Origin of the sequence: Burkholderia sp. LFS061, from assembly GCF_047978125.1 — a bacterium.
Lineage (GTDB): Bacteria > Pseudomonadota > Gammaproteobacteria > Burkholderiales > Burkholderiaceae > Burkholderia > Burkholderia pyrrocinia_C.
The window spans coordinates 39666-61634 of record NZ_JBFPFS010000027.1; the positions used below are offsets into that span (position 1 = coordinate 39666).

The window sequence follows — 21969 nt, forward strand, 5'->3', positions numbered from 1 at the left end:
ACTCCCCTGTTTCCTTCGTTTTTCCCGACATGCGCCAGATCATTCTCGATACCGAAACCACCGGCCTGAACGCCCGCACGGGCGACCGTCTCATCGAAATCGGCTGCGTCGAGCTGCTGAACCGGCGGCTCACCGGCAACAACCTGCACTTCTACGTGAACCCCGAGCGCGACAGCGATCCGGGCGCACTGGCCGTGCACGGCCTCACGACCGAATTCCTCAGCGACAAGCCGAAGTTCGCGGAAGTCGCCAGCCAGATCCTCGACTTCGTGAAGGACGCCGAGCTGATCATCCACAACGCACCGTTCGACCTTGGCTTCCTCGACGCCGAATTCGCGCGCCTCGACCTGCCGCCGTTCACCGAACATTGCGGCGGCGTGATCGACACGCTCGTGCAGGCCAAGCAGATGTTCCCCGGCAAGCGCAACTCGCTCGACGCGCTGTGCGACCGCTTCGGCATCAGCAACGCGCACCGTACGCTGCACGGCGCACTGCTCGACTCGGAGCTGCTCGCCGAGGTGTATCTCGCGATGACGCGCGGCCAGGACAGCCTCGTGATCGACATGCTCGACGACGCGGGCGCCGACGGCGGCGCGGCGAACGGCCAGCGCGTATCGCTCGCCGCGCTCGACTTGGCAGTGGTGGCCGCGAGCGACGACGAGCTCGCCGCGCACCAGGCGCAACTCGACGAGCTCGACAAGTCGGTCAAGGGCGCATGCGTGTGGCGCAAGTCCGCCGACGCGGGCGCCGCCGAAACGGCCTGACGCACGCGGCACGCACTGCGGCCGCGCTTACGCGCGCGGCTGCAGCGCGATGACCGCCATCCCGCCGAGCGCGAGCACCGCGCCGGCCACATCCCAGCGGGTCAACGCGATGCCGTCGACCACCCGCAACCAGACCAGCGCTACCGCGATATACACGCCGCCGTACGCGGCATAGGTACGCCCGGCCGCGCTCGGGTGCAGCGTCAGCAGCCACGCGAACAGCGCGAGCGACAGCGCGGCCGGCACCAGCAGCCAGGCCGGCCGGCTGCCCTTCAGTACGAGCCACGGCAGGTAACAGCCGACGATTTCGGCCAGCGCGGTGGCGGCGAACAGCGCCGCGATCCTCATCAGTTCGGTCATCCGGTTCCTCGTGAATTCGGCCCCGTCGCCGGGGAGCCGCACGGCCCCGCCGCGCGCCGCCGATCATACCCGAGCAGGCCGTGCCGGACGCCCCGCCAGACGGGCGTCTCCCGGCAATTTGCACGATCATCCGTCATCGTGCTATCATGTCGCCTGTTTCAACATTCAATCTCTGTCTATTCGATTTCGAGAGAAGTCCGTCCGCGCGTTGCGGGCCGGCGCTTCGACCGAAATTGCACCCACAGGAAAGCCCGCCCGACAGGCCCGCTTTTCTCGTTTCGTTGCCCCTTTCGGGGCGCTTGCCGGAACGCCGGACCTCCGTCCGCACCGGCATCTGCCGCCAGCATCACGCGGCCCATTCTTCATGAGCGCACTGTCGCGACGGCCCATCGGGCCCGCGTCGAAGCAGCCCCTTACGGCCCTTTGCTGCCCGTTGCGCAGTAAGTGCTTAATGGCCTGCCCCGACGCGCCGCGCACGACACCGCGCTTGCAGGCAAACCGTGTCGGACGGCCCGCCCGTTCCGGCGCAGTCAAAGGAGTGCATGGCCTTGACCGCAACACACGTCAGCCCGACCGCTGCTTCTTCCTCCACTTCGTCCGGCGACGCTCCGCTCGCCGCGGACGACATCACCGTCGTCGACCAGAGCCTGCTCAAACGCGCCGTCAGCGCGATGGCCATCGGCAATGCGATGGAATGGTTCGACTTCGGCGTGTACAGCTATATCGCCGTCACGCTCGGCAAGGTGTTCTTCCCGTCCAGCAGCCCGTCCGCGCAGTTGCTCGCGACCTTCGGCACGTTCGCGGCCGCATTCCTCGTGCGTCCGCTCGGCGGCATGGTGTTCGGCCCGCTCGGCGATCGCATCGGCCGCCAGCGCGTGCTTGCCGCGACGATGATCATGATGGCCGCCGGCACCTTCGCGATCGGCCTGATCCCGAGCTATGCATCGATCGGCATCATGGCGCCCGTGCTGCTGCTCGTCGCCCGCCTCGTGCAGGGCTTCTCGACCGGCGGCGAATACGGCGGCGCGGCCACCTTCATCGCCGAATTCTCGACCGACAAGCGCCGCGGCTTCATGGGCAGCTTCCTCGAATTCGGCACGCTGATCGGCTATGTGATGGGTGCGGGCGTCGTCGCGCTGCTGACCGCGTCGCTGTCGCAGGAAGCGCTGCTGTCGTGGGGCTGGCGTGTGCCGTTCCTGATCGCCGGCCCGCTCGGCCTGATCGGTCTCTATATCCGGATGAAGCTCGAGGAAACGCCCGCGTTCAAGCGCCAGGCCGAAGAGCGCGAAGCGCAGGACAAGGCCGTGCCGAAGGCGCGCTTCCGCAAAACGCTGATGCGCAACTGGCGTGCGCTGCTGCTGTGCGTCGGCCTCGTGCTGATCTTCAACGTGACCGACTACATGGTGCTGTCGTACCTGCCGAGCTTCATGTCGTCGACGCTGCACTTCGACGAATCGCACAGCCTCGTGCTGGTGCTGCTCGTGATGGTGCTGATGATGCCGATGACGCTCTTCGCCGGCCGCCTGTCCGACCGGATCGGCCGCAAGCCGGTGATGCTCGCCGGCTGTGTCGGGCTGCTCGTGCTGTCGATCCCGTCGATGATGCTGATCCATGCGGGCACCACGGCATCGGTGTTCGGCGGCCTGCTGGTCCTCGGCGTGCTGCTGTCCTGCTTCACCGGCGTGATGCCGTCGGCGCTGCCGGCGCTGTTCCCGACCGAGATCCGCTATGGCGCTCTCGCGATCGGCTTCAACGTGTCGGTATCGCTGTTCGGCGGCACGACACCGCTCGTTACCGCATGGCTCGTCGACGTGACGCACAACCTGATGATGCCGGCGTACTACATGATGGGCGCCGCCGTGATCGGCATCGTGTCGGTCGTCGCGCTCGCGGAAACCGCGCGCCAGCCGCTCAAGGGCTCGCCGCCGGCCGTCGCGACGCGCCGCGAGGCGCACCAGCTCGTGCGCCAGCTGCGCGAGGACGACGACTCGGAGATGTACGGCGTCGTGTCGCCCGCACGCGCCTGAGCGTCGCCCATGAAAAAGCCCCGGCCGAAGCCGGGGCCCGATCGAATCCGATCCGCCCGACCGGCTTGCGCCGGCCGGGCTTTTTTTCATCCGTTAGCCGTGAGCGCCATCATGCGTGCGCGTCGCCGTGACGGCTGAAGATCAGCGCACGCGAGCGAGATACCGCCGCCTGCGCGCCGCGTGCCGCGACGATCAGCCCGACCTGGCCGAGATTGAAATCGCGCTCGACCATCAACTGCGTCAGCGCGGCAAGCGGCAACACGACGGACGGGTGGTACAGGCTTGATTCGAGCAGGGCTTTCATCATCGGCTCCATCTGGCAATGCGTGATTCGATGGAGTGGATTCTAGGGACCGGCCGCTTCCGGATAAACGGCGCGAATGCGAAGTCACTTGTCGGCCACCGAGAACAATCGGCGGCGGCTTGCCTGGCAGCGTCAAGCGGCCGGCAGGCAACGGCGCGGGGCAGCCTCGCGCCCCGCCGCCAAGGGCCGCCAGGCCTAGACGAGCGGCGTTTCGACGAACGCCGGCAGCGCTTCCGCGCGCGCCGAATGCGCGGCGAGCGCCGGATAGCGGGCCGGATCGATCCGCGCGAGCACCGGGTAGTCGGCCGACATGAACTGCGTGAAGCGCCACGCCACCGCAACCGTCACGTCGGACTGCAGCAGGCGCGCGCCGCCAAACCAGCCGTTCGCGGCCGCGACGAGCGGCTCCAGCTCGCCGTACGCGCCCTCGAGCTGGCTCAGCACGCGCTCGATCCACGGCGCGTGCTGCTTGTCGGACGGGCGCAGCGCCTGCTCGTAGATGACCTGCACGGTCTTCTCGGCCGCCGCCAGTGCGAAACCGACCGACACGAGCGCGCGCAGCCGTGCATCGGCGGTGTCGGGCAGCAGGCGCCGCTCCGGCGCGACCAGGTGATCGAGATAGTCGACGATCAGCGACGAATCGATCAGCGTCGCGCCATCGTCGGTTATGAGCGTCGGCGCCTTGACGACCGGGTTGACCGCCCTGAACTGCTCGAAATGACGGAACACCGAGATCGACTCGTGTTCGAACGGCAGGTCGAGCAGCTTCGCCGAAATGGCGACACGGCGCACGAACGGGGAATCCAGCATGCCGATCAGCTTCATCGCAAACGCTCCGCTTGAGGGGAATGGGACCGACGACTGTAGCAGCGTCGCGAGCCGCCGGCTAGCGTGCTCGCGCGCGTCCGCTTGATACTACGCATCGGCCGGCAGCGCACCAAGCCCCCCGCTACCGGGCCGCAGTGGCCATAATGCAGATTCACGCCTCTTCCGCCCCAAGGTCCACCATGTGGTATGCCCTCGTCGAGCAGCAGCGGGAATGGATGCGCGCCTGGCGCGCGGCGACGCGGCACGCGTTCGATGCGTGGCCCGCGGCGACGCTGCCGCACGCCGCGTCGTCGTGTTATGACGACCTGTTCGAGCCGCTGCTCGGGCAGCCGGCCCGGCCGCCGAGCTTCGACATCGAGCGCCCAACCATCGGCGAGCGGATCGCCGCGCGCACGCCGTTCTGCGACCTGCGGCGCTTCACGCGCGCCGACGCGCAGCGCACGGTGCTGCTGTGCGCGCCGCTCGCCGGACACGCGGCCGTGATCATGCGGGAAACCGTCGAGACGCTGCTCGCCGACGGCGACGTGTGCGTGACCGACTGGCGCAATGCGCGCGACGTGCCGCTCGCATCGGGCCGCTTCGGGCTCGACGAGTATGTCGCGACGCTCGACGGCTTCATCGACGGGCTCGCGCTCGACGATCGGCCGCTGCACGTCGTCGCCGTGTGCCAGGCGACCGTGCCGGCGCTCGGCGCGCTCGCACTGCGCGCGGCCCGCGGCCTCGCGCCGCCCGCGAGCATCACGCTGATCGGCGGCCCGCTCGACGCGCGCCTGAATCCGAGCGCGCTCGGCACCGCGGCAGCCGCCCGCTCGCTCGGCTGGTGCCGCCGCCATCTGATCGACATCGTGCCGCCCGGCTTCGCGGGGCACGGCCGCCAGGTGTTCCCGACCTATCTCCAGCAGGGCGAGATCGCGCTGATGTACCCGCAGCGTTTCATGTCGCTGGTCGAGGCGTACGCGCTGGCCGCGTCGCGCTTCGACATGGCCGCGCTCGCCGGCGCGCGGCGCGCGCTGCTCGAATACACGGCGCTGCTCGACATGCCGGCCGAGTATTTCCTCGATACGGTCGACATCGTGTTCCAGCGCATGTGCCTCGCGAACGGCACGTGGGACGTGGGCGGCCGGCACGTCGAGCCGGGCGCGCTGCGCGGCGTCGCGCTGCTGACCGTCGAAGGCCGATGCGACGCGGTCACGGGCGCCGGCCAGACTCACGCGGCACTCGACATGTGCAGCGGCCTCGCGGCCAACGAGCGCTATCGCGTCGATGTCGACGATTGCGATCACTACGGGCTGTTCACCGGCGCGCGCTGGCTCGGCAATGTCCATCCGATGCTGCAGCGCGTGTTCGCGCTGGCCGAGGCCGGCCGCCCTCGCCCGCGCTCGCGCCGGATCAGGCGGACGTGATGCCGCGTTGCATGCGGGCCGCGTCGAGCAACGTACGCACCTCGTCGTCGCTCGTTTGCCCGAAGCGCGCGTAGAACTGGCTGATCCCGAAGAACGGTTGCGGCTGCGATACCGCGACGAACGCGTCGGCCAGACCGTCGAACGCATGCTGCGCGCCCGCCGGCGCGACCGGCGCGGCCGCCACGATCCGCACCGGGTGGCGTTCGCGCAGCGCCTGCAGCGCGGCACGCATCGACGCGCCGGTCGCGACGCCGTCGTCGACGACGATGACGATGCGCCCGTCGACCGGCAGCGGCGGCGCAGCGCCGCGATACAGCGCTTCGCGGCGATGCAGTTCGGCCGTCTCGCGCACGATCACGTCGGCGAGCTGCGCGTCGGTCACGCCCATCGAGCGGATCACGGAACGCTGCAGATGCATCGCGCCACCCGTTGCGATCGCGCCCATCGCGAGTTCGGGCTCGCACGGCACGCCGAGCTTGCGCACGACCAGCACGTCGAGCGGCGCGCGCAGCGCGCAGGCAACCGGATACGCGACGGGCACGCCGCCGCGCGGCAACGCGAGCACGACGACGTCGCTACGCCCCGCATAGTCGCTCAGCGCGCCGGCCAGTTGGCGGCCCGCATCGGCGCGATCGGCAAAACACTCGGTCACGATCGGCTCCCTGCCGTTGCGCCGGATGCGCGAAACGCGCGCCGGCGCCTGTCAACGAGCATGGTTCATCGGCAGCGCCGATGCAAGCGGGGTCACACCGGCGTGCACGACACCGAAGGAAAGGGTCAGAGGCCGCCGGCCTGCCGGTATAGCCGCCAGAACGACTGCGCGTAGGATTGCGCGAGCTCGGGCGCGCGCTGGAACACGTTGACCGTCTCGGCGTGCGCGGCCGCGCCGTCGGACAGCGTCGTCAGCGCGACGCTGTCGTCGACGATCACGAAGCGCGGCGCGGGATCGCCGTGCCGCGAATCGATCGCCACGTCGATGCCCGCGGATTTCAGATAGCCAGCGCCGCTGTACCTGCCCGCGCGCGGCGAGCGCACGAGCACGACGCGCACCTCGATCCCGCGCGCACGGGCCGCGCGCAGCGCGCTCGCGACGGCGGGCGGCACATGCGCGTAGCCGGCCAGCAGTACGCGGCGCTGCGCCTGTTCGATCAGGTCGACGGTCGCGTCGGCCGCCGCGTTGTCATACGAAAAGTACGTGCCGACCGAAGCGGCATCGGACGGGATCCGGCTGGCGTGGGCGCTCGCCGCACAGCAAAGCGCGGCGAAAAAGAAGGCGGCTGGTCTCATGGCGGGCGCCATTGTAGCGACGCCAATTCGCGTGGCAAGCGCCGGCTGCGGCGCTGCTGCGCCGGCGCAACACACAGTGCGAAACCGGGGCGCGGCGGGGATGTTGCAGGCCGGTTTTCGGGCCGCCGGTCAGCCAGCCGCGACGCGCGCGAGCCAGTTCGTCACGCCGTCGACGGAACGGAAATCCGCGAGGCTGCGCGCCGGCAGCGCGGGATACGCGCCGCCTGCCATCTCGGCCAGCGCGCGCCCGGGGCCGAGTTCGAGAAACGCGGTCGCACCGGCCTCCACGCAGGCGGCGAGACAGGCCGCCCACTCGACCGGCTCCGCGATCTGCCGCGCGAGCTTGTCGAGGCCCGCGTCGACGTCGAGCACCGACGCGCCGTCGATGCCCGAAAACAATCGCGTGCCGGGCAGCGGCCGGCGCACGCGCACGTCGGCAAGCGACGCGCGAAATACCGGCACGGCCGCTGCGAGCCGGCGCGTATGCGACGCGATCCGCACGCACACGGGCGCGACGCGCAGCGCACCGGCGCGCGCGGCGCCGTCGGCCACCGCATCGACATCGGCCTGCCGCCCCGCGACCACGAATGCGTCGCCGGGGTTTGCGATCGCGATCGCCGCGTCGCGACCGGCGCACAACTGCGCAAGCTGCGCGCGCGTCAGGCCGCGCACGAACGCCATCCACTCGTCGCCGCCGCTCGCCGCATCCATCGCGCGCGCGCGTGCGTCGGCCAGGTCGAGCGCGTCATGCGGATCGATCATTCCCGCGACGCTCCACGACGCGACCTCGCCGACGCTGTAGCCCGCGACGCAGCGCCGGCGCGGCCACGCCGCGTCGAGAAGCGCAGCCGCCGCAAGCGCCTGGACGGTGCAGAGGATCTGCGCGGCGCGGTTCTCGCGCAGCGCGTCCGGTCCGGCCTGCCGGACCCCCGCGCGCGGATCGTCGCCCAGGAGCCGGCCGGCATGCGCGAACAACGCATCGGCCTGCGGCGCCGTGCCCGTCAGGTCGAACATGTCGGCGCGCTGCGCGCCTTGTCCCGAACAGAGGATCGCCAGCGTCATCGCGCGTCCCCGTCGGCTTCGAGCGCATCGACGAATACGCTCATCGCGAGCAGGTCGGCCGCGCCGCCCGGGCTCAGCCGGCGCGCAACGAACGCACGATGCGCGGCCACCGCGCGCAGCCGCCAGTCGCGCGCGCGCACGCCGCCGCGTGCGACGAACGCACGTGCGGTCGCCCGCGCGAAATCGAGGCCGGCCTGCCCGCCCCGGTGCAGCAGGTTCGTATCGTCGAGCGCGGCGATCAGCGCGAAGCACGCAGCGACGCGCGCGGCTTCCGGATCGTCGGGCAGGTCGCGCTTCGCACGGCGCAGCGCGGGCAGCCCGATCGCGTACACGGTCGTGAAACCTTCGGCCGCTTCGCGACGCGCGCCGCCGACGCCGTAGCGTCGGCTCGCGCGCTCGCCGTGGCTGTCCGGCAAGCGCGGGCCGCCGAGAATATCGGTGCCCCAGCGGCGGGAGACGAACGCGCCGAGCGTCATTCCGCCCGGCACTCCCCCCGGCATCGCACGCCGGCCCGCGGCCGCGCACAGCAGCCCGAGCCCGAAGATCGCGCCGCGATGCGTATTGACGCCGCCGGTCGCCGCGAGCATCGCATGCTCGGCACGCAGACCGATCTTGCGCAGCACGGCCATGTCCGCATCGCGCGCGCCCGCGTCGGCGAGTTCCGCGAAGTACGGCCGCAGCACGGCGGCGCTGCGCGCGAACGTCGCGGCATCCATATCCGAATGACTGCCGGTGTCGACGTGGCTGACGAGCCCCGGCTTCGGATAGGTGTCGATCTCGAGCACGAGGCTGCGCTCGGCCAGCTCGGCGATGTGCTCGGCAGCGGACGGCGCCGGTACGCGGCAGGCGGCCCATGCGCTCATCGCGCGTCTCCTGTGAAGGCGCCGGCAGGCATCAATTCGACGGCGATCGCGGTCTTGACCGCGACTTCGGGCAGCCGCGCGTGCAGTTCGCGCCAGTTGACGCCCGCGCCGTCGGCGCGCAGCAGTTCGCCGTCGATGCGCATCGGCGCGCGCGCGTCGATCGCCGCGAGGCCGTCGAGCAGCGGTGCGAGCGACGCGGCCTCCGGCAGCGGAAACACGATGTCGAGATCGGAAGACTCGCTCAGGTAGCGCTCGCCCGTCAGCGCCTGCCACGCGAGGCTGCCGAACACGCGGCCCTGCACGCCGCAGCGCGCGCCGAGCGCATCGAGCTCGCGCAACGATGCGTGCCACGCATCGGGCGCGGCGGAAAGCACGTCGGCCAACGCGGGCAGCGGGCCGACCGTCGCGAGCGCGTCGGCAGCGACATTCAGCGCGATGCGCCGCTTGCCCGCGGCAGGCGGCAGCGGCAGGCCGAGCGGCACGCGGCCGGCATCGGCCTCGTCGGGCGACGCGCGGCGCACGATCAGCGGCCAGCCGCGTTCGGCCCACGCGCGCACGAGCGGATCGGCCTCGAGCGCGGGATCGCGCACGCATGCCGCGCCCCACCCCGCCGCCGTCAGCGTGACGAGCGTGTGGCGGCGCAGCGGCATCTCAGCGTGCGGCACGCGCGAGTTCCTCGACGCGCCGCGCGACGTCGGCCGCCACCGGCCGGCCGCGCGCCGCGCGCCGGTCGATGCGGTCGACCGGCTTGCCGAGCCATTCGCCGACCTGCCCGTCGAGCGCGCGGGACGGATCGAGCACGGCATCGACGGCGCCCATCTTCACGAGATTGTCGAGCCCGGGCGCGAACACGGGTGTCGAGCGCGCCATCTCCTTCAGCACGTCGATCGGCAGCTTGGTCACGCGCGACATCGACGGCAGGTCCATCACCTCCGGCTCGGCGCCCGGCACCGCGAGCAGCGTGCGCGTCGCGAGCGCGGTCGCGATGAATGCGCCCGCAGCCGTGTGGCCGTATAGCACACCGATCGTCCGGTGCCCGGCGAGATCCGCGTGCATCAGGCACTTCGCGAGATGCGACAGCCCTTCGTTCAGGCCGAGCAGTTCGTCGCGCTTGCTCATCCGCTGGCTGTCGCTGTCGACGAGCACGAGGATCGGCGTGCCGCCGCCACGCGCGATCGTGTCGAGCACGCGCGACGCGAGCGTCAGCGCCTCGTCGATGCCGAACGGCAAACGGTCGGCAACGCCGATCACGTCGACGCGCGTGCCGGCCAGTTCCGCGTGGCCCGTCAGCAGGCCACCGGTGCGCTCGATCGAATGGCCTTTCGGAAACAGCGAGTTCAGGACTTCATCGAGCGTCATGCTGCGGCTCCTGCAGTTGGTCGGCGAGTTTCGCGAACGCCTCGTCGGGCATCCCGGGAATCGCTTCGGGCGTGTCTGCGCCGAGCACACGCCATACGTCGAGCGCATCCTTGCACGCACCGAACCGTTCGACACGCGCTTCGAGGCGCGCCTGTTCCTCATGCAGCATCGCCGCATCGAACGTCGGCACACGGCCAATCAAGTCGAGCGCCGCCACGCGGAACGCATCGGGCGTATCGGCAACATAGCGGTCCGCACCGCCGATCAGCCGCCGGTGCTTGCCGCCCATCGTGCGCCAGATCAGCGCGCGGTCCTTCGCGTCGAATTCGTCGACGCCGCGATTCGTCTCGATCACTTCGGGGCCCGATACGCTGATGCGCCCCTGCTCCGACACCGCGAGCGCCGAACAGCACGCGGCGAGCAACCCGCCGCCGCCGTAGCAGCCCGCGCGCCCGCCGATCAACCCGATCACCGGCACGCCGGCCGCGCGCGCATCGACGAGCGCACGCATGATCTCGGCGATCGCCAGCTCGCCCGCGTTCGCTTCCTGCAGCCGCACGCCGCCCGTATCGAACAGGATCAGCACCGGCTTACCGACTTCGCGCGCGGCGCGCAGCAAGCCGGTGAGCTTCGCGCCGTGCACTTCGCCGAACGCACCGCCCATGAAGCGGCCTTCCTGCGCGGCGATAAACACCAGCCGGCCGTCGAGCCGACCGTGGCCGACCACCATCCCGTCGTCGAACTGCTGCGGCAGGTCGAACAGCGGCAGGTGCGGGCTCGTCACGCGTTCGGCCGGCCCGAGGAATTCGCTGAAACTGCCCGCGTCGAGCAGCCCGTCGATGCGCTGCCGCGCCGACGCTTCGTACCAGCTCGCGCCGTTCACGACGAACGCGGGCGCGTCGTGGATCACGTCGGTCATCATGCGTCTCCCTCGATCGCGCGCACGGCCTGCGCGAGCCGCAGCGACACCATGTCGGGCCGTGCGCCGCCGTCGTTGATCGACAGCTTCAGGCCGCCCGGCGTACGCCGCTCGACGAAATCCGATACGACGGCCTGCCACACCGCGCCGAAGCCGACCGCCGCGGTGCGGATGTCGATCTCGCATTCGTTGCCCGGCAGCACGCGCTCGACGAGCACTTCGAGATTGCCGGACGCGACCACGCCGACGAGCGCCGCGGCCAGCTCGCCCTTCGCGCGCTCGCGCGCGGTGAAGCGATAGTTCAACTGTTCCATGCCCTCTTCCTCACCAGTTGCGGAACCGGGCCGGCGGCGCATAGAGCCCGCCGGACCAGTGCACGAGATCCTTGATCGAGCGCGCGGCGAGCCAGCGGCGGTCGGCGTCGAGCGGATCGATGCCGAGATCCTCCGGGCGGCGGATCACGCCGCGCTCGCGCAGCCGCTCGACCATCTTCCGGTCGCGGCCGCGGCCGACCTCCGTATAGCCGGCGACGCCGCGGATCGCGTGCTCGCGCTCGTCCTTGTCGCGGCACATCAGCAGGTTCGCGATCCCCTCCTCGGTGACGATGTGCGTGACGTCGTCGCCGTAGACCATGATCGGCGCGAGATCGAGCTGCAGCTTGTCGGCGAGCTTCAGCGCATCGAGCTTCTCGACGAACATCGGTACGTTCTTGTCGCCGAACGTCTCGCCGATCTGCACGACGAGCTTGCGGCCGCGCCGCAGCGCCGCCGGCGTGTCAGGGTCGGCTTCCGCGCCGGCCTTCAGCCACGGCTCGCTCGGATGGCGCCGCCCGCGCGCGTCGCTGCCCATGTTCGGCGCGCCGCCGAAGCCGGCGATCCGCTCGGCCGTGACCGTCGACGAATGGCCGGACAAATCGATCTGCAGCGTCGAGCCGATGAACATGTCGCACGCATAGAGGCCGGCCGTCTGGCAAAACGCGCGGTTCGAGCGCAGCGACCCGTCGGGGCCCGTGAACCACACGTCGGAGCGCGCGCGGATGTAGTCGTCCATCCCGACCTCGGAGCCGAAGCAGTGGACCTGCTCGACCCAGCCCGATTCGATCGCCGGAATCAGCGTCGGGTGCGGATTGAGCGCCCAGTGCGTGCAGACCTTGCCCTTCAGCCCGAGCTTCTCGCCATAGGTCGGCAGCAGCAGCTCGATCGCGGCGGTGTTGAAGCCGATCCCGTGGTTCAGGCGCTTGATGCCGTACGGCTCGTAGATGCCCTTGAGCGCGAGCATCGCGGTGAGGATCTGCGTTTCGGTGATCGCGGCCGGATCGCGCGTGAACAGCGGCTCGACGTAGAACGGCCGGCCGGCCTCGACGACGAAATGCACGCGGTCGCCGGGGATGTCGACGCGCGGCACCTTGTCGACGATGCGATCGACCTGCGCGATCACGATGCCGTCCTTGAACGCGGTGGCCTCGACGACGGTCGGCGTGTCCTCGGTGTTCGGGCCCGTGTACAGGTTGCCGTCGCGATCGGCGCTGACCGCGGCGATCAGCGCGACGTGCGGCGTGAGGTCGATGAAGTAGCGCGCGAACAGCTCGAGATAGGTGTGCACCGCGCCGAGCGCGATCTTGCCGCCGAACAGCAGCTTCGCGATCCGCTGCGACTGCGGGCCCGAATACGCGAAGTCGAGACGCTTCGCGATGCCGCGCTCGAACACGTCGAGATGCTCGGGCAGCACGACGCCCGACTGCACCATGTGCAGGTCGTGCACCTTCGCGCTGTCGACGTCGGCGAGCGCCGTCGCGAGCAGGTCGGCCTGCTTCTGGTTGTCGCCTTCGAGGCACACGCGGTCGCCGGGCCGCAGCACCGCTTCGAGCAACGCCACGGTGTCGCGCGCATCGACCCGCTTGCCCTGCGCGTAAACCGCGCCGGCCGCGAGGCGTGCATCGCGCGCCTGCCGCGCGTGATTCCATCCCGTCATGAACAGTTCTCCCGCTTCGATGGTTCAGCGGCATTCTAAGCCTGGCGCCGCCGCCGATTGATGATGTTGACGAATGCGACTCAGAGGACGCGGCGATGGATGCGGCCCGCGTGCGGGCAGCATCCATCGGCCTAGCCGCCGACCAGCGCGCGCGTCGTGAAGAACAGCACCGACGGGCCGAGCAAGCAGCCGACGCCGGTATGGAACGTCGCGACCAGCGCACCGTACGGGACGAGCCGGCGGTCGGTCGCGGCGAGCCCCGCGCTCACGCCGCTGACGGTGCCCGCGAGGCCGCCGAAGATCATCGCGGAACGCGGCGTCTTCAGGCCCATGAAGTTGGCAGCGACCGGCGTGCCGACCATCACGATGATCGCCTTCACGAGCCCCGTCGCGATGCTGAGCGCGATCACGTCGGAGCTCGCACCGATCGCCGCGCCCGTGACGGGCCCGACGATGTACGTGACGGCGCCCGCGCCGATGGTCGTCATGCTGACCGCGTCGGTATAGCCGAACGCGCGCGCGATGCACGCGCCGACGATGAACGGCAGCACGGTGCCGAGCAGCAGCGACACGACGCCGACGAGCCCGGCCTTGCGCGCCTCGGTCGGCTGCACTTCGAACGCGGTCGCGACGATCGCGAAATCGCGCAGCATCGCGCCGCCCATCAGGCCGACGCCCGCGAACAGCGGCACGTCGGCAAGTCCCTTCTCGCCGCCGGTGAACGCGCCGCCGACATACGCGAGCGCGAGACCGATCACGATCGCGATCGCGGAGCCGTGCACGCGGCCGAACGTGAGCTGGCGCGACGCGATCGACGACAGCCACATGATCAGGCCGACCAGCGCGAACGACGCGACGAGCCCGTTGTGGGCGACGACTTTTTCGAGCATCTGCAGCATGGCGGCCTCCGTTACTGTTCTTCGAATTGCGGCACGCCCGCGAAGGCCGTGTCGTCGCGCCCCATGCGCACGAGTACCGCGATGCAGCATGCGCAGATCGCGACGGCGCCGACAGCGGCCAGCAGCGCGACCGGGCCGCCCTTCAGCGCGGCGACGACGTTCTGGTTCGCGGCCATCGCGACGACGACCGGGATGTACATCGCGCCCCAGAAGCCGACGCCGGCCTCGGTCTCCTTCGGCAGCCAGCCGCGCCGGTGCAGCCACAGGCGCAGGCAGATCAGCAGCAGCATCGCGATGCCGACCCCGCCGACGTTGGTTTTCACGCCGATGGCCGTGCCCAGCAGGTCGCCGAGGAACAGTCCGGCCAGGTGGCAGAACGCCAGCAGCGCGGTTCCGTAGATGATCATGAGTCGTCTCCAGTCTCTTCGTGACGGGCGCCTGACGCATGCAGAAAGCGGGCCCGCACGTCGATCCCGTGCGCGGACTGTCTCCTGCGGCGGTGCGCCGCGGCCCGGCGGCCCGTCGTGCGGGCGCGTTCTCGGGCGGTCGATGGGATGATGCGGTTTCGGGCCGGACGCCGGATGCCGTAGACTGACCGAAGCAGCCGCCGGCACGACGCGGACCACGCGTCCGGTTCGTCCCGTTACACGGGCCGCACCGGGGCGTGATCCGATACTAGCGCCGCAATATCCGGCCATTTATGAAGTTGTCGAAACCGATTCAGTGGATTTAGCAATGCGCCCGTTACCGCCCGAGCTGCTGCGCAGCTTCGTCGCCGTCGCCCAGTCCGGCAGCTTCACCGCCGCGTCCGAGCGCGTGAACCTGTCGCAGTCGACCGTCAGCCAGCATATCCGCCGCCTCGAGGAGCTGCTCGACCGGCCACTCTTCGAGCGCGACACGCGCAACGTTCACCTGTCGCAGCACGGCGACGCGCTGTTCCGCTACGCGGTGCGCATCCTCGAACTGATGGACGAAGCCGTCACGTCGGTGTGCGGGCCGCCGCTGTCGGGCAAGGTGCGGCTTGCGATGTCAGAGGATTTCGCGTCGACGCACCTGACGTCTGCGCTCGCGAGCTTCGTGCAGCGCAATCCGGAAGTCGAGCTCGCGATCTCGACCGGGCTGTCGGGCGACCTGTTCGACGCGCTCGACGAAGGTCGGCACGATCTGGTGTTCGCGAAGCGCATCGCGGGCAGCCGGCGCGGCCGCGTGATCCGCAGCGAGCCGCTGTACTGGTGCACCGGCCCCGATTCGCGAATCACCGGCCACGAGGCCGTGCTGCCGCTCGCCCTGCATCCGGAGCCGAGCGTGTCGCGGCGCCGCGTGCTCGAAACGCTCGACGCGATCGGCCGACCCTACCGGATCGCGGTGGTGAGCAGCAGCATCGCGGTACTGCGCGCGGCCGCAAGCGCGGGGCTCGGCGTCAGCGCGTTCGCCGGCTACGTGATCCCGGCCGGGCTCGCGCGGCTCGACGCGGGGCTGCCCGAACTCGGCGAACTCGAATACGTGATCGACCGGCCGGCGGCCGCGTCGCGCTCGACGCTCGCGCTCGAAGCCACGCTGATCGCGGCAGCGGCGGAGTTGTAGCGGCAACGGCAGCGACGGCGGGCGACACGCATGCGCGGCCGTGCCCGCAACTGACAGCTTTGCCCGGAACACGTCATCGTCCGCGCAGCACCCGCTCGCGACAATGGGCCCCATCGGAACGCACGGCAAACCGCCGCGCGCATCCGGTGTCCTGTCCCCTTGATCGGAGCGCACCATGAACGTCTTGCGATTCGCCCTCGCGACCGCAGCCGCCGCCCTGCTTTCCCCCGCCTTCGCCCAGACCGATGCCGCCGCTCCCGAACAGGGCCTGACACGCGCGGAAGTCATCGCCCAGTTGAAGCAAGCCTATCTCGACGGCGAACTGCCGACAAACGACGGCAACTATCCGCCGAGCGCCGCGACGCGCGCGCGCAACCGCGAACTCGTGCAGGCCGCGAGCCCCTCGTGGCTTGCCCGGACGCCGCAGGCACCGCAAACGGCAGCGCAGCAGTAGCCGAGCGCGGCGGCCCATCGCCGCCCGGCCGATACCCGGCGCTGCGACGCGGTCAGGGCAAAAAGCTGCGGCGCCGCGCGTCGATCAGCTCGACGAGCAGCCGGTCGCGCTCGGCCGCCAGCTCCTGCATCGAATGCTCGCCCTGGATCGCGCGCAATTCGTCGGTCAGCTTGCGGTCGACGTCCGGATCGAACGAAGGCGTGCCGAGGTCGTCCCACCAGCTCGCGATCGGCCCCGACAGGTGTTCGAGGAAGTGCGCGATCCCGCCCGCGCCGCCGCCGAGGTGATAGGTCAGGCACTGCCCCATCAGCCCCCAGCGCAAGCCAGGGCCCCATGCGACCGCCTTGTCGGCATCGGCCACGCTCACGACGCCTTCGCCGACGAGGTGATACACCTCGCGGAACAGCGCGGCCGCGAGCCGGTTCGCGACGTGGCCGGTCATCTCCTTGTTGAGGACGATCGTCTGTTTGCCGAGCGCATCGTAGAAATCCTTCACGCGCGCGATCACGTCCTGGCCGGTCGCGTCGCCACCGACCAGCTCGACGAGCGGAATCAGGTGCGGCGGGTTGAACGGATGCGCGATCAGGCAGCGTTCCGGATGCTTTTCGCACGCGGTCTGGATGTCCGACATCTTCAGGCCCGACGAACTCGACGCGATCGGCACGTGCGCGGGCAGCACGTCGTCCATCTGCCGGTACAGCGCGCGCTTCAGGTCGAGCCGTTCCGGGCCGTTCTCCTGCACGAAGTCGACGCCGTCGAGCGCGCGCACGAGATCGGCGTCGAACGACAGCCGCGCGGAAAGTTCGGCGGCCCGGTCGCCGAGAAACGCGGCCAGCGCGTCGCGCAGCCGCGCGTCGGCTTGCGGCGCCGGATCGGTCGCGACGACGTCGAAGCCCTGCGTCAGATAAAAAGCGGCCCAGCTCGCGCCGATCACGCCGGCGCCGACGATCGCGATGCGTCGAATGTCCATGGTTGTCCCGTCTCGTTGGTCTGCTGATATCGCGGCGATTGTCGCATCGAATCGCACGGGCACGCGTTGACGCAAGTTGCAGATTCCCTCTTGAAATGTGCTGCGGCGGCCACTAATTACGCGTTGCCGGGCAGTGCTCCACGCAAACGCACTGCCCCCGTTTCGACCCAGTGGAGCCACCCGTCGCGCCCGCCGCAGGCGTCGCGCCGTCGCGTCTCCCGCGTTCACTGTTCCGGAGGACCATCATGAGCGGTATCCATAACGGCCAGGATCTGTTCGACGAATTCGCCCGCGTGCAGCGGCAGGTGGCGAACCTGTTCGGCGAGCTCCCGTCCGGCATCCGTGCGGTGCGGCCGGGCGCATTTCCCGCGCTCAACGTCGGCGCCACCGACGATGCGATCGAGATCGTCGCGTTCGCGCCCGGCATGGCCGCGGCCGACTTCGACGTGTCGATCGACAAGGATCTGCTGACGATCAGCGGCGAGCGCAAACCGGCGCCGCGCGGCGAAGGCGACGACGTGCGCACGTATGCACAGGAGCGCTTTCACGGCACATTCCGCCGCGTCGTCGAGCTGCCGCAGAATGCGGACGCCGACAACGTCAGCGCGCGTTACGAAAACGGCTGCCTGCTGATTCGCGTCGGCCGGCGCGAAGCATCGAAGCCGCGTGCGATCACCGTTCAGTAATCTTCAGGATACCGACATGAACACGAACCCGACCCTTGCCGAACGCCACGCCGCCACTGCCCACCCGGCTGCCGCGGAAGCCGCGCGACGGCCCGCAATCACGCCGGCCGTCGACATCGTCGAGAACAATCTCGGCGTCACGCTGCGGGCCGACCTGCCTGGCGTGCCGCGCGAGAACCTCGACGTGAAGGTGCACGACAACACGCTGACGATCGAAGCCGACACGCAGATCGACACGCCGGCCGACCTGCGTGTGCGGCATGCCGAAGTCCGCACGCGGCGCTATGCGCGTACGTTCGTGCTGAGCCCCGATCTCGACACGTCGAGGATCGACGCGAACCTGCGTGACGGTGTGCTGACGCTGACGATTCCGCGCCGCGAAGAAACGCGCCCGCGCCGCATCGACGTGACGGCAGGCAACGCGTAAGCTTCGGCGCGCCGAAGCGCGGCATGTTGCGACATGCATGAAAAGGCCCCGCCGGGCGCGATACCCGGCGGGGCCTTTTTGCAACCGGCGACGCGCGCGCCGTATGCGGATTCAATCGAAATCGAACAGGTCGAACATCGATTTGCGGCTGCGCTGGCCGTCGTGCCGGTGACGGTCGTCGTGCGAGCGGCCGTCGCGCTCCCAGCCATCGCGATCGCGCGACGCGTGGGTGTGGGCGTGGGCGTCGCGCGAAGCAGGCGGCTCGTCGCGCCGCGCCGGCGCATCGCCGCCCTCGCGGGCGATCAGCTTGTCGAGTTCGCCGCGATCGAGCCACACGCCGCGGCACGTCGGACAGTAGTCGATCTCGATCGACTGGCGCTCGGCCATCAGCAGGTCGGGCGTCTTGCAGACAGGGCATTTCATCGCGTTTCTCCTTTCCGTGCGAATTCCAGACGAATTCCATATCAAGGCGCGCGAGCCGGCCGTTGCGGCGGCCGGCATCCCGCGCGCTGGCTCAGTGGCCTTCCACCCGTGCCGCGCGCTTCGCCTTCGCGCGCCGCGCCAGCATGTTCATGCCTTCGACGAAAGCCGAGAACGCCATCGCCGCGTAGATGTAACCCTTCGGCACGTGCGAACCGAAGCCTTCGGCGATCAGCGTCATGCCGATCACGACCAGGAACGACAGCGCAAGCATCACGATGGTCGGGTTGCGGTCGATGAAGCGTGCGAGCGGCTGCGCAGCGAACAGCATCACGGACACGGCGACGATCACCGCGACGAACATGATCGGGACGTGCTCGGTCATGCCGATCGCGGTCACGATGCTGTCGATCGAGAACACGATGTCGAGCATCACGATCTGGCCGATCGCGGCCCACATCGTCAGGCCGGCCGCGCCGCCGGAACCGCCGTCGCCGTCAACGTCGTGCGACACGTGGTGATGGATCTCGGTGGTCGCCTTCCACACGAGGAACAGGCCGCCCGACAGCAGGATCATGTCGCGCCACGAGAACGCGTGGTCGAAGAGCGTGAACACGGGTTCGGTGAGGCTCGCGATCCACGCGACGCTGCCGAGCAGCGCGAGGCGCATCACCAGCGCGAGCGCGATGCCGAGGCGCTGCGTGCGGGCACGCTGCGCTTCGGGCAGCTTGTTGCTGAGGATCGAGATGAAGATCAGGTTGTCGATGCCGAGCACGACTTCCATCACGACGAGCGTCAGGAGCGCGGCCCAGACGGCGGGGTCGGCGGCAAGCGTCAGCAGGTAGTCCATGAAATGGGCCGATACGAAAGTGGAAAGCCCGATGATATGCCGACCCGGACTTCGAAAAAATCAGAGAGAATCTGATTTTAAGTTCGGTTTTTACGAAGTTTCGATCCGATGCTCAATTTCCGACATCTGTACTATTTCTGGGTCGTCGTGAAGGAAGGCGGCTTCGCGCGCGCGGCCGGGCGGCTCGACATGGCCGTGCAGACGATCAGCGCGCAGGTGCGCGAGCTCGAGAAATCGCTCGGGCACCAGTTGTTGCGCCCGGCCGGGCGCGGCGTCGCGATGACCGACGCGGGCCAGGCCGCGTATGCACGCGCGGAGGTCATCTTCGAGATGGGGCGGCTGATTCCCGACGAAGTGCGCGCGGCGGCCAGCCAGCCGACCGTGCGGCTCGCGGTCGGCCTCGCGGACGGCATCTCGAAGCTCGCCGCGCACGCGATCCTCGCACCGGTGCTCGATACACCCACGCTGCGGCTGCTGTGCCACGAGGGCGAGCACGATGCGCTGCTCGCGGAACTCGCGCTGCATCATCTCGATCTCGTGCTGGCCGGCCAAGGTGCGCCGTCGGGGTCGAACCTGCGCGTGACGAGCGAACGGCTCGTCGCATCGCCGGTCGACTGGTATGGCCCCGCGGCGCTCGTCACGCCGGCCGCGCGGCAACGCTTTCCGCAGTGCCTGGCCGACCTGCCCGTGCTGCTGCCGACCGCGCATTCGGCGCTGCGCGCGCGCCTCGACCGGTGGCTCGAAGGCGAACGGATCGTGCCGCGCGTGGCCGGGGAATTCGAGGACAGCGCGCTGATGGCCGTGTTCGCGGCGCGCGGCCTCGGCGTGTTCCCGCTGAGCGAGCTCGGCGCAAACGACGCGTCGCTGCTGCGCGGCCTCAGGCGGCTCGGGCGCGCGGGCGACGTGACCGAGGAAATCCACGCGATCCGCTCGCGGCGCGGCGAACATCATCCGCTGACGTCGCGATTGCTGGCTTCCGCGCGGCCGTCGCCGGCCGGCTAGCGCCGGTTCGCGATCGTTCTCGCCGGTAACGGTTCGCCGAAACTGTCATGGGCGGAAACAGCCGCCGAAGCGAACGCGACATCAAACGAAACTATAATGACGCCCCGGCCATCCGAGATTGCCACGCGCCCATTGCCGGCCCCGCCCTTGCGCGACGGCCGCCATCCGGTTGCGGCGCGACGCGCGCAACCCCGCGCGGCATCTCGCCGAGCCTTCTGAAAGACGCCATGCACAACCGATTTCGCCTGTTTTCCGTTTCGTGCGCGCTCGCGGCCGCGACCGTGCTGGCGGCGTGCTCGTCGCCGCCCAAGCCGATCTACCAGCAGGAACAGTTCGACGCGGCGACCAGCCCGTATGCGCATACGTTCCACTCGAAATCCGACGCGGCCTGCGAGGCCGCGCGGCGCGCGCTGTTGAGCCAGGGTTATGTGGTGTCGTCGTCGCGCAACGACGCGGTCGACGGCAGCAAGAATTTCCAGCCGAACAACGACATGCACGTCGTGATCGAGTTTCACGTGGTGTGCGCGGACGCGACCGCGGACGGCTCGTCGAGCATCGCGTACGTGAACGCAGTGCAGGACCGCTACACGCTGAAGAAGTCGAATACGTCGGCCAGCGTCGGCCTCAGCGTGTTCGGCTCGCTGTCGCTGCCGATCGGGTCGAGCGACGACGCGCTCGTCAAGACCGCGAGCGAGACGATTCCCGCCGGCGTGTTCTACGAGCGCTTCTTCAATCTTGTCGACCATTTCCTGAAGATCGACCCGGCCCGCCGCGACCGCGCCACCGTGAAGGCCGCCGAGAAGGAAGCCGTCACGCCGCTGCCCGAACCCGCGCCGACGCCGCAGGGCGAACCGCTGAAGATGACGACGCCGGTCGTGCCGACGCCGCCCGCGGCGCCGGTGCCGCTTTCGGTGCCGGGTGTCGCGCCCGGGTCGGCCGCGAACGCCGTGCCGGCCGCGGCGTCGGCCGTTGTCGCGCCGGCTGCGATGCGCGCGGCCGCGCCGATGGCGGCGTCCGGCTCGGCGGCAGCATCGGCTTCAGCTCCCGCTTCGGTTTCTGCACCTGCTTCCGGCACGGCGTCGCCGCCTGCCGGTGCGGCATCGACGCCCGCCGTTTCGGCACCGGCCGCAGCAACGCAGGCATCGGCCGTCGTGCCGGCGCCTGCGTCCGCCACGTCCGCACCCGCATCGGCATCCACGCCGTCGAGCGTCTCGACTGCGCCGGCGAACAAAACACCCGCCCCCGCCGCTGCGAACCCCGTCGCGTCATCCGCGCCGTCCGGCGCGAGCGCACCGGCCGCGCACTGACCGGCCGTCCAACTGGCCGTCCAACCGGCCGTCCGTATCGTCGCGCCCGGCCGCATCCGGCGCAGCGCGACGATACGCATCCCCTTCGCCCCCCCAGGAATTTCCGCGCGCCCGGCTGCCTGCCGGCTGCGTTTTCGCCATTGCGATAACCGGAACGTGACGTCGACGCGTCGCGGCAAGCCCTGCATGGCCGATGCCCGCCGTCGCCGAAATCGACGACCGT

26 protein-coding genes are annotated in these 21969 nt (G+C 69.9%); 9 read left to right on the forward strand and 17 right to left on the reverse strand.

Annotation, left to right across the window (positions count from 1 at the left end; all coding sequences use genetic code 11):
- Positions 1 to 29: 29 nt before the first annotated feature.
- Positions 30 to 764 carry a DNA polymerase III subunit epsilon gene (gene dnaQ / locus ACNQQL_RS22535; RefSeq protein WP_152855225.1) on the forward strand — a complete coding sequence of 245 codons (735 nt, stop codon included), beginning with the start codon at positions 30 to 32 and terminating at the stop codon, positions 762 to 764.
- Between the two features lie 27 nt (positions 765 to 791).
- Here the strand turns inward: dnaQ and ACNQQL_RS22540 are convergent, their stop codons facing one another.
- Positions 792 to 1124 (reverse strand): YnfA family protein, encoded by a 333-nt coding sequence (locus tag ACNQQL_RS22540; RefSeq protein WP_034183266.1) that lies wholly within the window; start codon positions 1122 to 1124, stop codon positions 792 to 794.
- Between the two features lie 542 nt (positions 1125 to 1666).
- On the opposite strand from ACNQQL_RS22540, the gene proP reads away from it, so the two are divergent.
- Entirely contained in the window at positions 1667 to 3151 is a 1485-nt protein-coding gene (gene proP, locus ACNQQL_RS22545; protein WP_347065782.1) for a glycine betaine/L-proline transporter ProP, read from the forward strand.
- A gap of 109 nt (positions 3152 to 3260) precedes the next feature.
- Here proP and ACNQQL_RS22550 read toward each other — a convergent pair whose 3' ends face one another.
- The gene (locus tag ACNQQL_RS22550) at positions 3261 to 3455 is read right to left on the reverse strand and encodes a hypothetical protein (protein WP_347065783.1); all 195 of its coding nucleotides are present in this window, start codon (positions 3453 to 3455) and stop codon (positions 3261 to 3263) included.
- A gap of 195 nt (positions 3456 to 3650) precedes the next feature.
- Entirely contained in the window at positions 3651 to 4280 is a 630-nt protein-coding gene (locus ACNQQL_RS22555; RefSeq protein WP_347065785.1) for a glutathione S-transferase, read from the reverse strand.
- A gap of 182 nt (positions 4281 to 4462) precedes the next feature.
- Here ACNQQL_RS22555 and ACNQQL_RS22560 point away from each other — a divergent pair, with 182 nt between their 5' ends.
- Positions 4463 to 5686: a polyhydroxyalkanoate depolymerase gene (locus ACNQQL_RS22560; protein WP_347065787.1), complete on the forward strand. Its 1224-nt coding sequence runs from the start codon at positions 4463 to 4465 to the stop codon at positions 5684 to 5686.
- On the opposite strand, the gene ACNQQL_RS22565 is transcribed toward ACNQQL_RS22560, so the two are convergent.
- The 11 genes from ACNQQL_RS22565 to madL all read right to left on the reverse strand — a co-directional run bounded on the left by ACNQQL_RS22565 (position 5673) and on the right by madL (position 14453).
- Positions 5673 to 6338 (reverse strand): phosphoribosyltransferase, encoded by a 666-nt coding sequence (locus ACNQQL_RS22565; protein ID WP_347065789.1) that lies wholly within the window; start codon positions 6336 to 6338, stop codon positions 5673 to 5675. The genes ACNQQL_RS22560 and ACNQQL_RS22565 overlap by 14 nt on opposite strands.
- A 125-nt stretch (positions 6339 to 6463) precedes the next feature.
- Positions 6464 to 6985, reverse strand: coding sequence for a phospholipase D-like domain-containing protein (locus ACNQQL_RS22570; protein ID WP_072435882.1), 522 nt, complete (start codon positions 6983 to 6985; stop codon positions 6464 to 6466).
- A 117-nt stretch (positions 6986 to 7102) separates the two neighbouring features.
- On the reverse strand, positions 7103 to 8035 hold the full coding sequence (locus ACNQQL_RS22575; protein ID WP_347065791.1) for an acyltransferase domain-containing protein: 933 nt from the start codon (positions 8033 to 8035) through the stop codon (positions 7103 to 7105).
- Entirely contained in the window at positions 8032 to 8898 is an 867-nt protein-coding gene (mdcB, locus tag ACNQQL_RS22580) for a triphosphoribosyl-dephospho-CoA synthase MdcB (protein ID WP_347065793.1), read from the reverse strand. The genes ACNQQL_RS22575 and mdcB overlap by 4 nt, the downstream gene beginning before the upstream one ends.
- Positions 8895 to 9563: a malonate decarboxylase holo-[acyl-carrier-protein] synthase gene (gene mdcG / locus ACNQQL_RS22585; protein ID WP_347065794.1), complete on the reverse strand. Its 669-nt coding sequence runs from the start codon at positions 9561 to 9563 to the stop codon at positions 8895 to 8897. The genes mdcB and mdcG overlap by 4 nt, the downstream gene beginning before the upstream one ends.
- Positions 9550 to 10257: a biotin-independent malonate decarboxylase subunit gamma gene (gene mdcE, locus ACNQQL_RS22590; protein ID WP_347065796.1), complete on the reverse strand. Its 708-nt coding sequence runs from the start codon at positions 10255 to 10257 to the stop codon at positions 9550 to 9552. The genes mdcG and mdcE overlap by 14 nt, the downstream gene beginning before the upstream one ends.
- A complete protein-coding gene (locus ACNQQL_RS22595) occupies positions 10244 to 11179 on the reverse strand; it encodes a biotin-independent malonate decarboxylase subunit beta (RefSeq protein WP_347065798.1) in 936 nt (311 codons plus the stop codon). Before ACNQQL_RS22595 ends, mdcE begins: the two co-directional genes overlap by 14 nt.
- Complete coding sequence (mdcC, locus tag ACNQQL_RS22600) at positions 11176 to 11490, reverse strand: malonate decarboxylase acyl carrier protein (RefSeq protein ID WP_034183256.1); 315 nt, start codon at positions 11488 to 11490, stop codon at positions 11176 to 11178. Before mdcC ends, ACNQQL_RS22595 begins: the two co-directional genes overlap by 4 nt.
- A gap of 10 nt (positions 11491 to 11500) precedes the next feature.
- Positions 11501 to 13147, reverse strand: coding sequence for a malonate decarboxylase subunit alpha (gene mdcA / locus ACNQQL_RS22605; protein WP_347065801.1), 1647 nt, complete (start codon positions 13145 to 13147; stop codon positions 11501 to 11503).
- Positions 13148 to 13278: 131 nt separating this feature from the next.
- On the reverse strand, positions 13279 to 14046 hold the full coding sequence (madM, locus tag ACNQQL_RS22610) for a malonate transporter subunit MadM (RefSeq protein ID WP_347065803.1): 768 nt from the start codon (positions 14044 to 14046) through the stop codon (positions 13279 to 13281).
- Between the two features lie 11 nt (positions 14047 to 14057).
- Positions 14058 to 14453, reverse strand: a complete 396-nt coding sequence (gene madL, locus ACNQQL_RS22615; RefSeq protein WP_034183253.1) for a malonate transporter subunit MadL — start codon at positions 14451 to 14453, stop codon at positions 14058 to 14060.
- Between the two features lie 328 nt (positions 14454 to 14781).
- Between madL and ACNQQL_RS22620 the strand changes: the two genes are divergently transcribed.
- Both ACNQQL_RS22620 and ACNQQL_RS22625 read left to right on the forward strand, forming a co-directional pair.
- Complete coding sequence (locus ACNQQL_RS22620) at positions 14782 to 15630, forward strand: LysR substrate-binding domain-containing protein (RefSeq protein WP_072435890.1); 849 nt, start codon at positions 14782 to 14784, stop codon at positions 15628 to 15630.
- A 175-nt stretch (positions 15631 to 15805) separates the two neighbouring features.
- Complete coding sequence (locus tag ACNQQL_RS22625) at positions 15806 to 16084, forward strand: DUF4148 domain-containing protein (RefSeq protein WP_347065806.1); 279 nt, start codon at positions 15806 to 15808, stop codon at positions 16082 to 16084.
- Between the two features lie 52 nt (positions 16085 to 16136).
- Here ACNQQL_RS22625 and ACNQQL_RS22630 read toward each other — a convergent pair whose 3' ends face one another.
- Positions 16137 to 17054: a 3-hydroxyacyl-CoA dehydrogenase NAD-binding domain-containing protein gene (locus ACNQQL_RS22630; protein WP_072435892.1), complete on the reverse strand. Its 918-nt coding sequence runs from the start codon at positions 17052 to 17054 to the stop codon at positions 16137 to 16139.
- A gap of 245 nt (positions 17055 to 17299) precedes the next feature.
- Between ACNQQL_RS22630 and ACNQQL_RS22635 the strand changes: the two genes are divergently transcribed.
- On the forward strand, positions 17300 to 17740 hold the full coding sequence (locus ACNQQL_RS22635; protein ID WP_072435893.1) for an Hsp20/alpha crystallin family protein: 441 nt from the start codon (positions 17300 to 17302) through the stop codon (positions 17738 to 17740).
- A 16-nt stretch (positions 17741 to 17756) separates the two neighbouring features.
- Positions 17757 to 18167, forward strand: coding sequence for an Hsp20/alpha crystallin family protein (locus ACNQQL_RS22640; RefSeq protein WP_347065809.1), 411 nt, complete (start codon positions 17757 to 17759; stop codon positions 18165 to 18167).
- Positions 18168 to 18278: 111 nt separating this feature from the next.
- On the opposite strand, the gene ACNQQL_RS22645 is transcribed toward ACNQQL_RS22640, so the two are convergent.
- A complete protein-coding gene (locus ACNQQL_RS22645) occupies positions 18279 to 18590 on the reverse strand; it encodes a zf-TFIIB domain-containing protein (protein ID WP_347065810.1) in 312 nt (103 codons plus the stop codon).
- 91 nt (positions 18591 to 18681) lie between these two features.
- Positions 18682 to 19437 carry a TerC family protein gene (locus tag ACNQQL_RS22650; protein WP_072435896.1) on the reverse strand — a complete coding sequence of 252 codons (756 nt, stop codon included), beginning with the start codon at positions 19435 to 19437 and terminating at the stop codon, positions 18682 to 18684.
- 108 nt (positions 19438 to 19545) lie between these two features.
- On the opposite strand from ACNQQL_RS22650, the gene ACNQQL_RS22655 reads away from it, so the two are divergent.
- Positions 19546 to 20439 carry a LysR family transcriptional regulator gene (locus tag ACNQQL_RS22655; protein ID WP_347065813.1) on the forward strand — a complete coding sequence of 298 codons (894 nt, stop codon included), beginning with the start codon at positions 19546 to 19548 and terminating at the stop codon, positions 20437 to 20439.
- 227 nt (positions 20440 to 20666) lie between these two features.
- Positions 20667 to 21746: a DUF2242 domain-containing protein gene (locus ACNQQL_RS22660; protein ID WP_347065815.1), complete on the forward strand. Its 1080-nt coding sequence runs from the start codon at positions 20667 to 20669 to the stop codon at positions 21744 to 21746.
- The last annotated feature ends 223 nt before the right edge of the window (positions 21747 to 21969 follow it).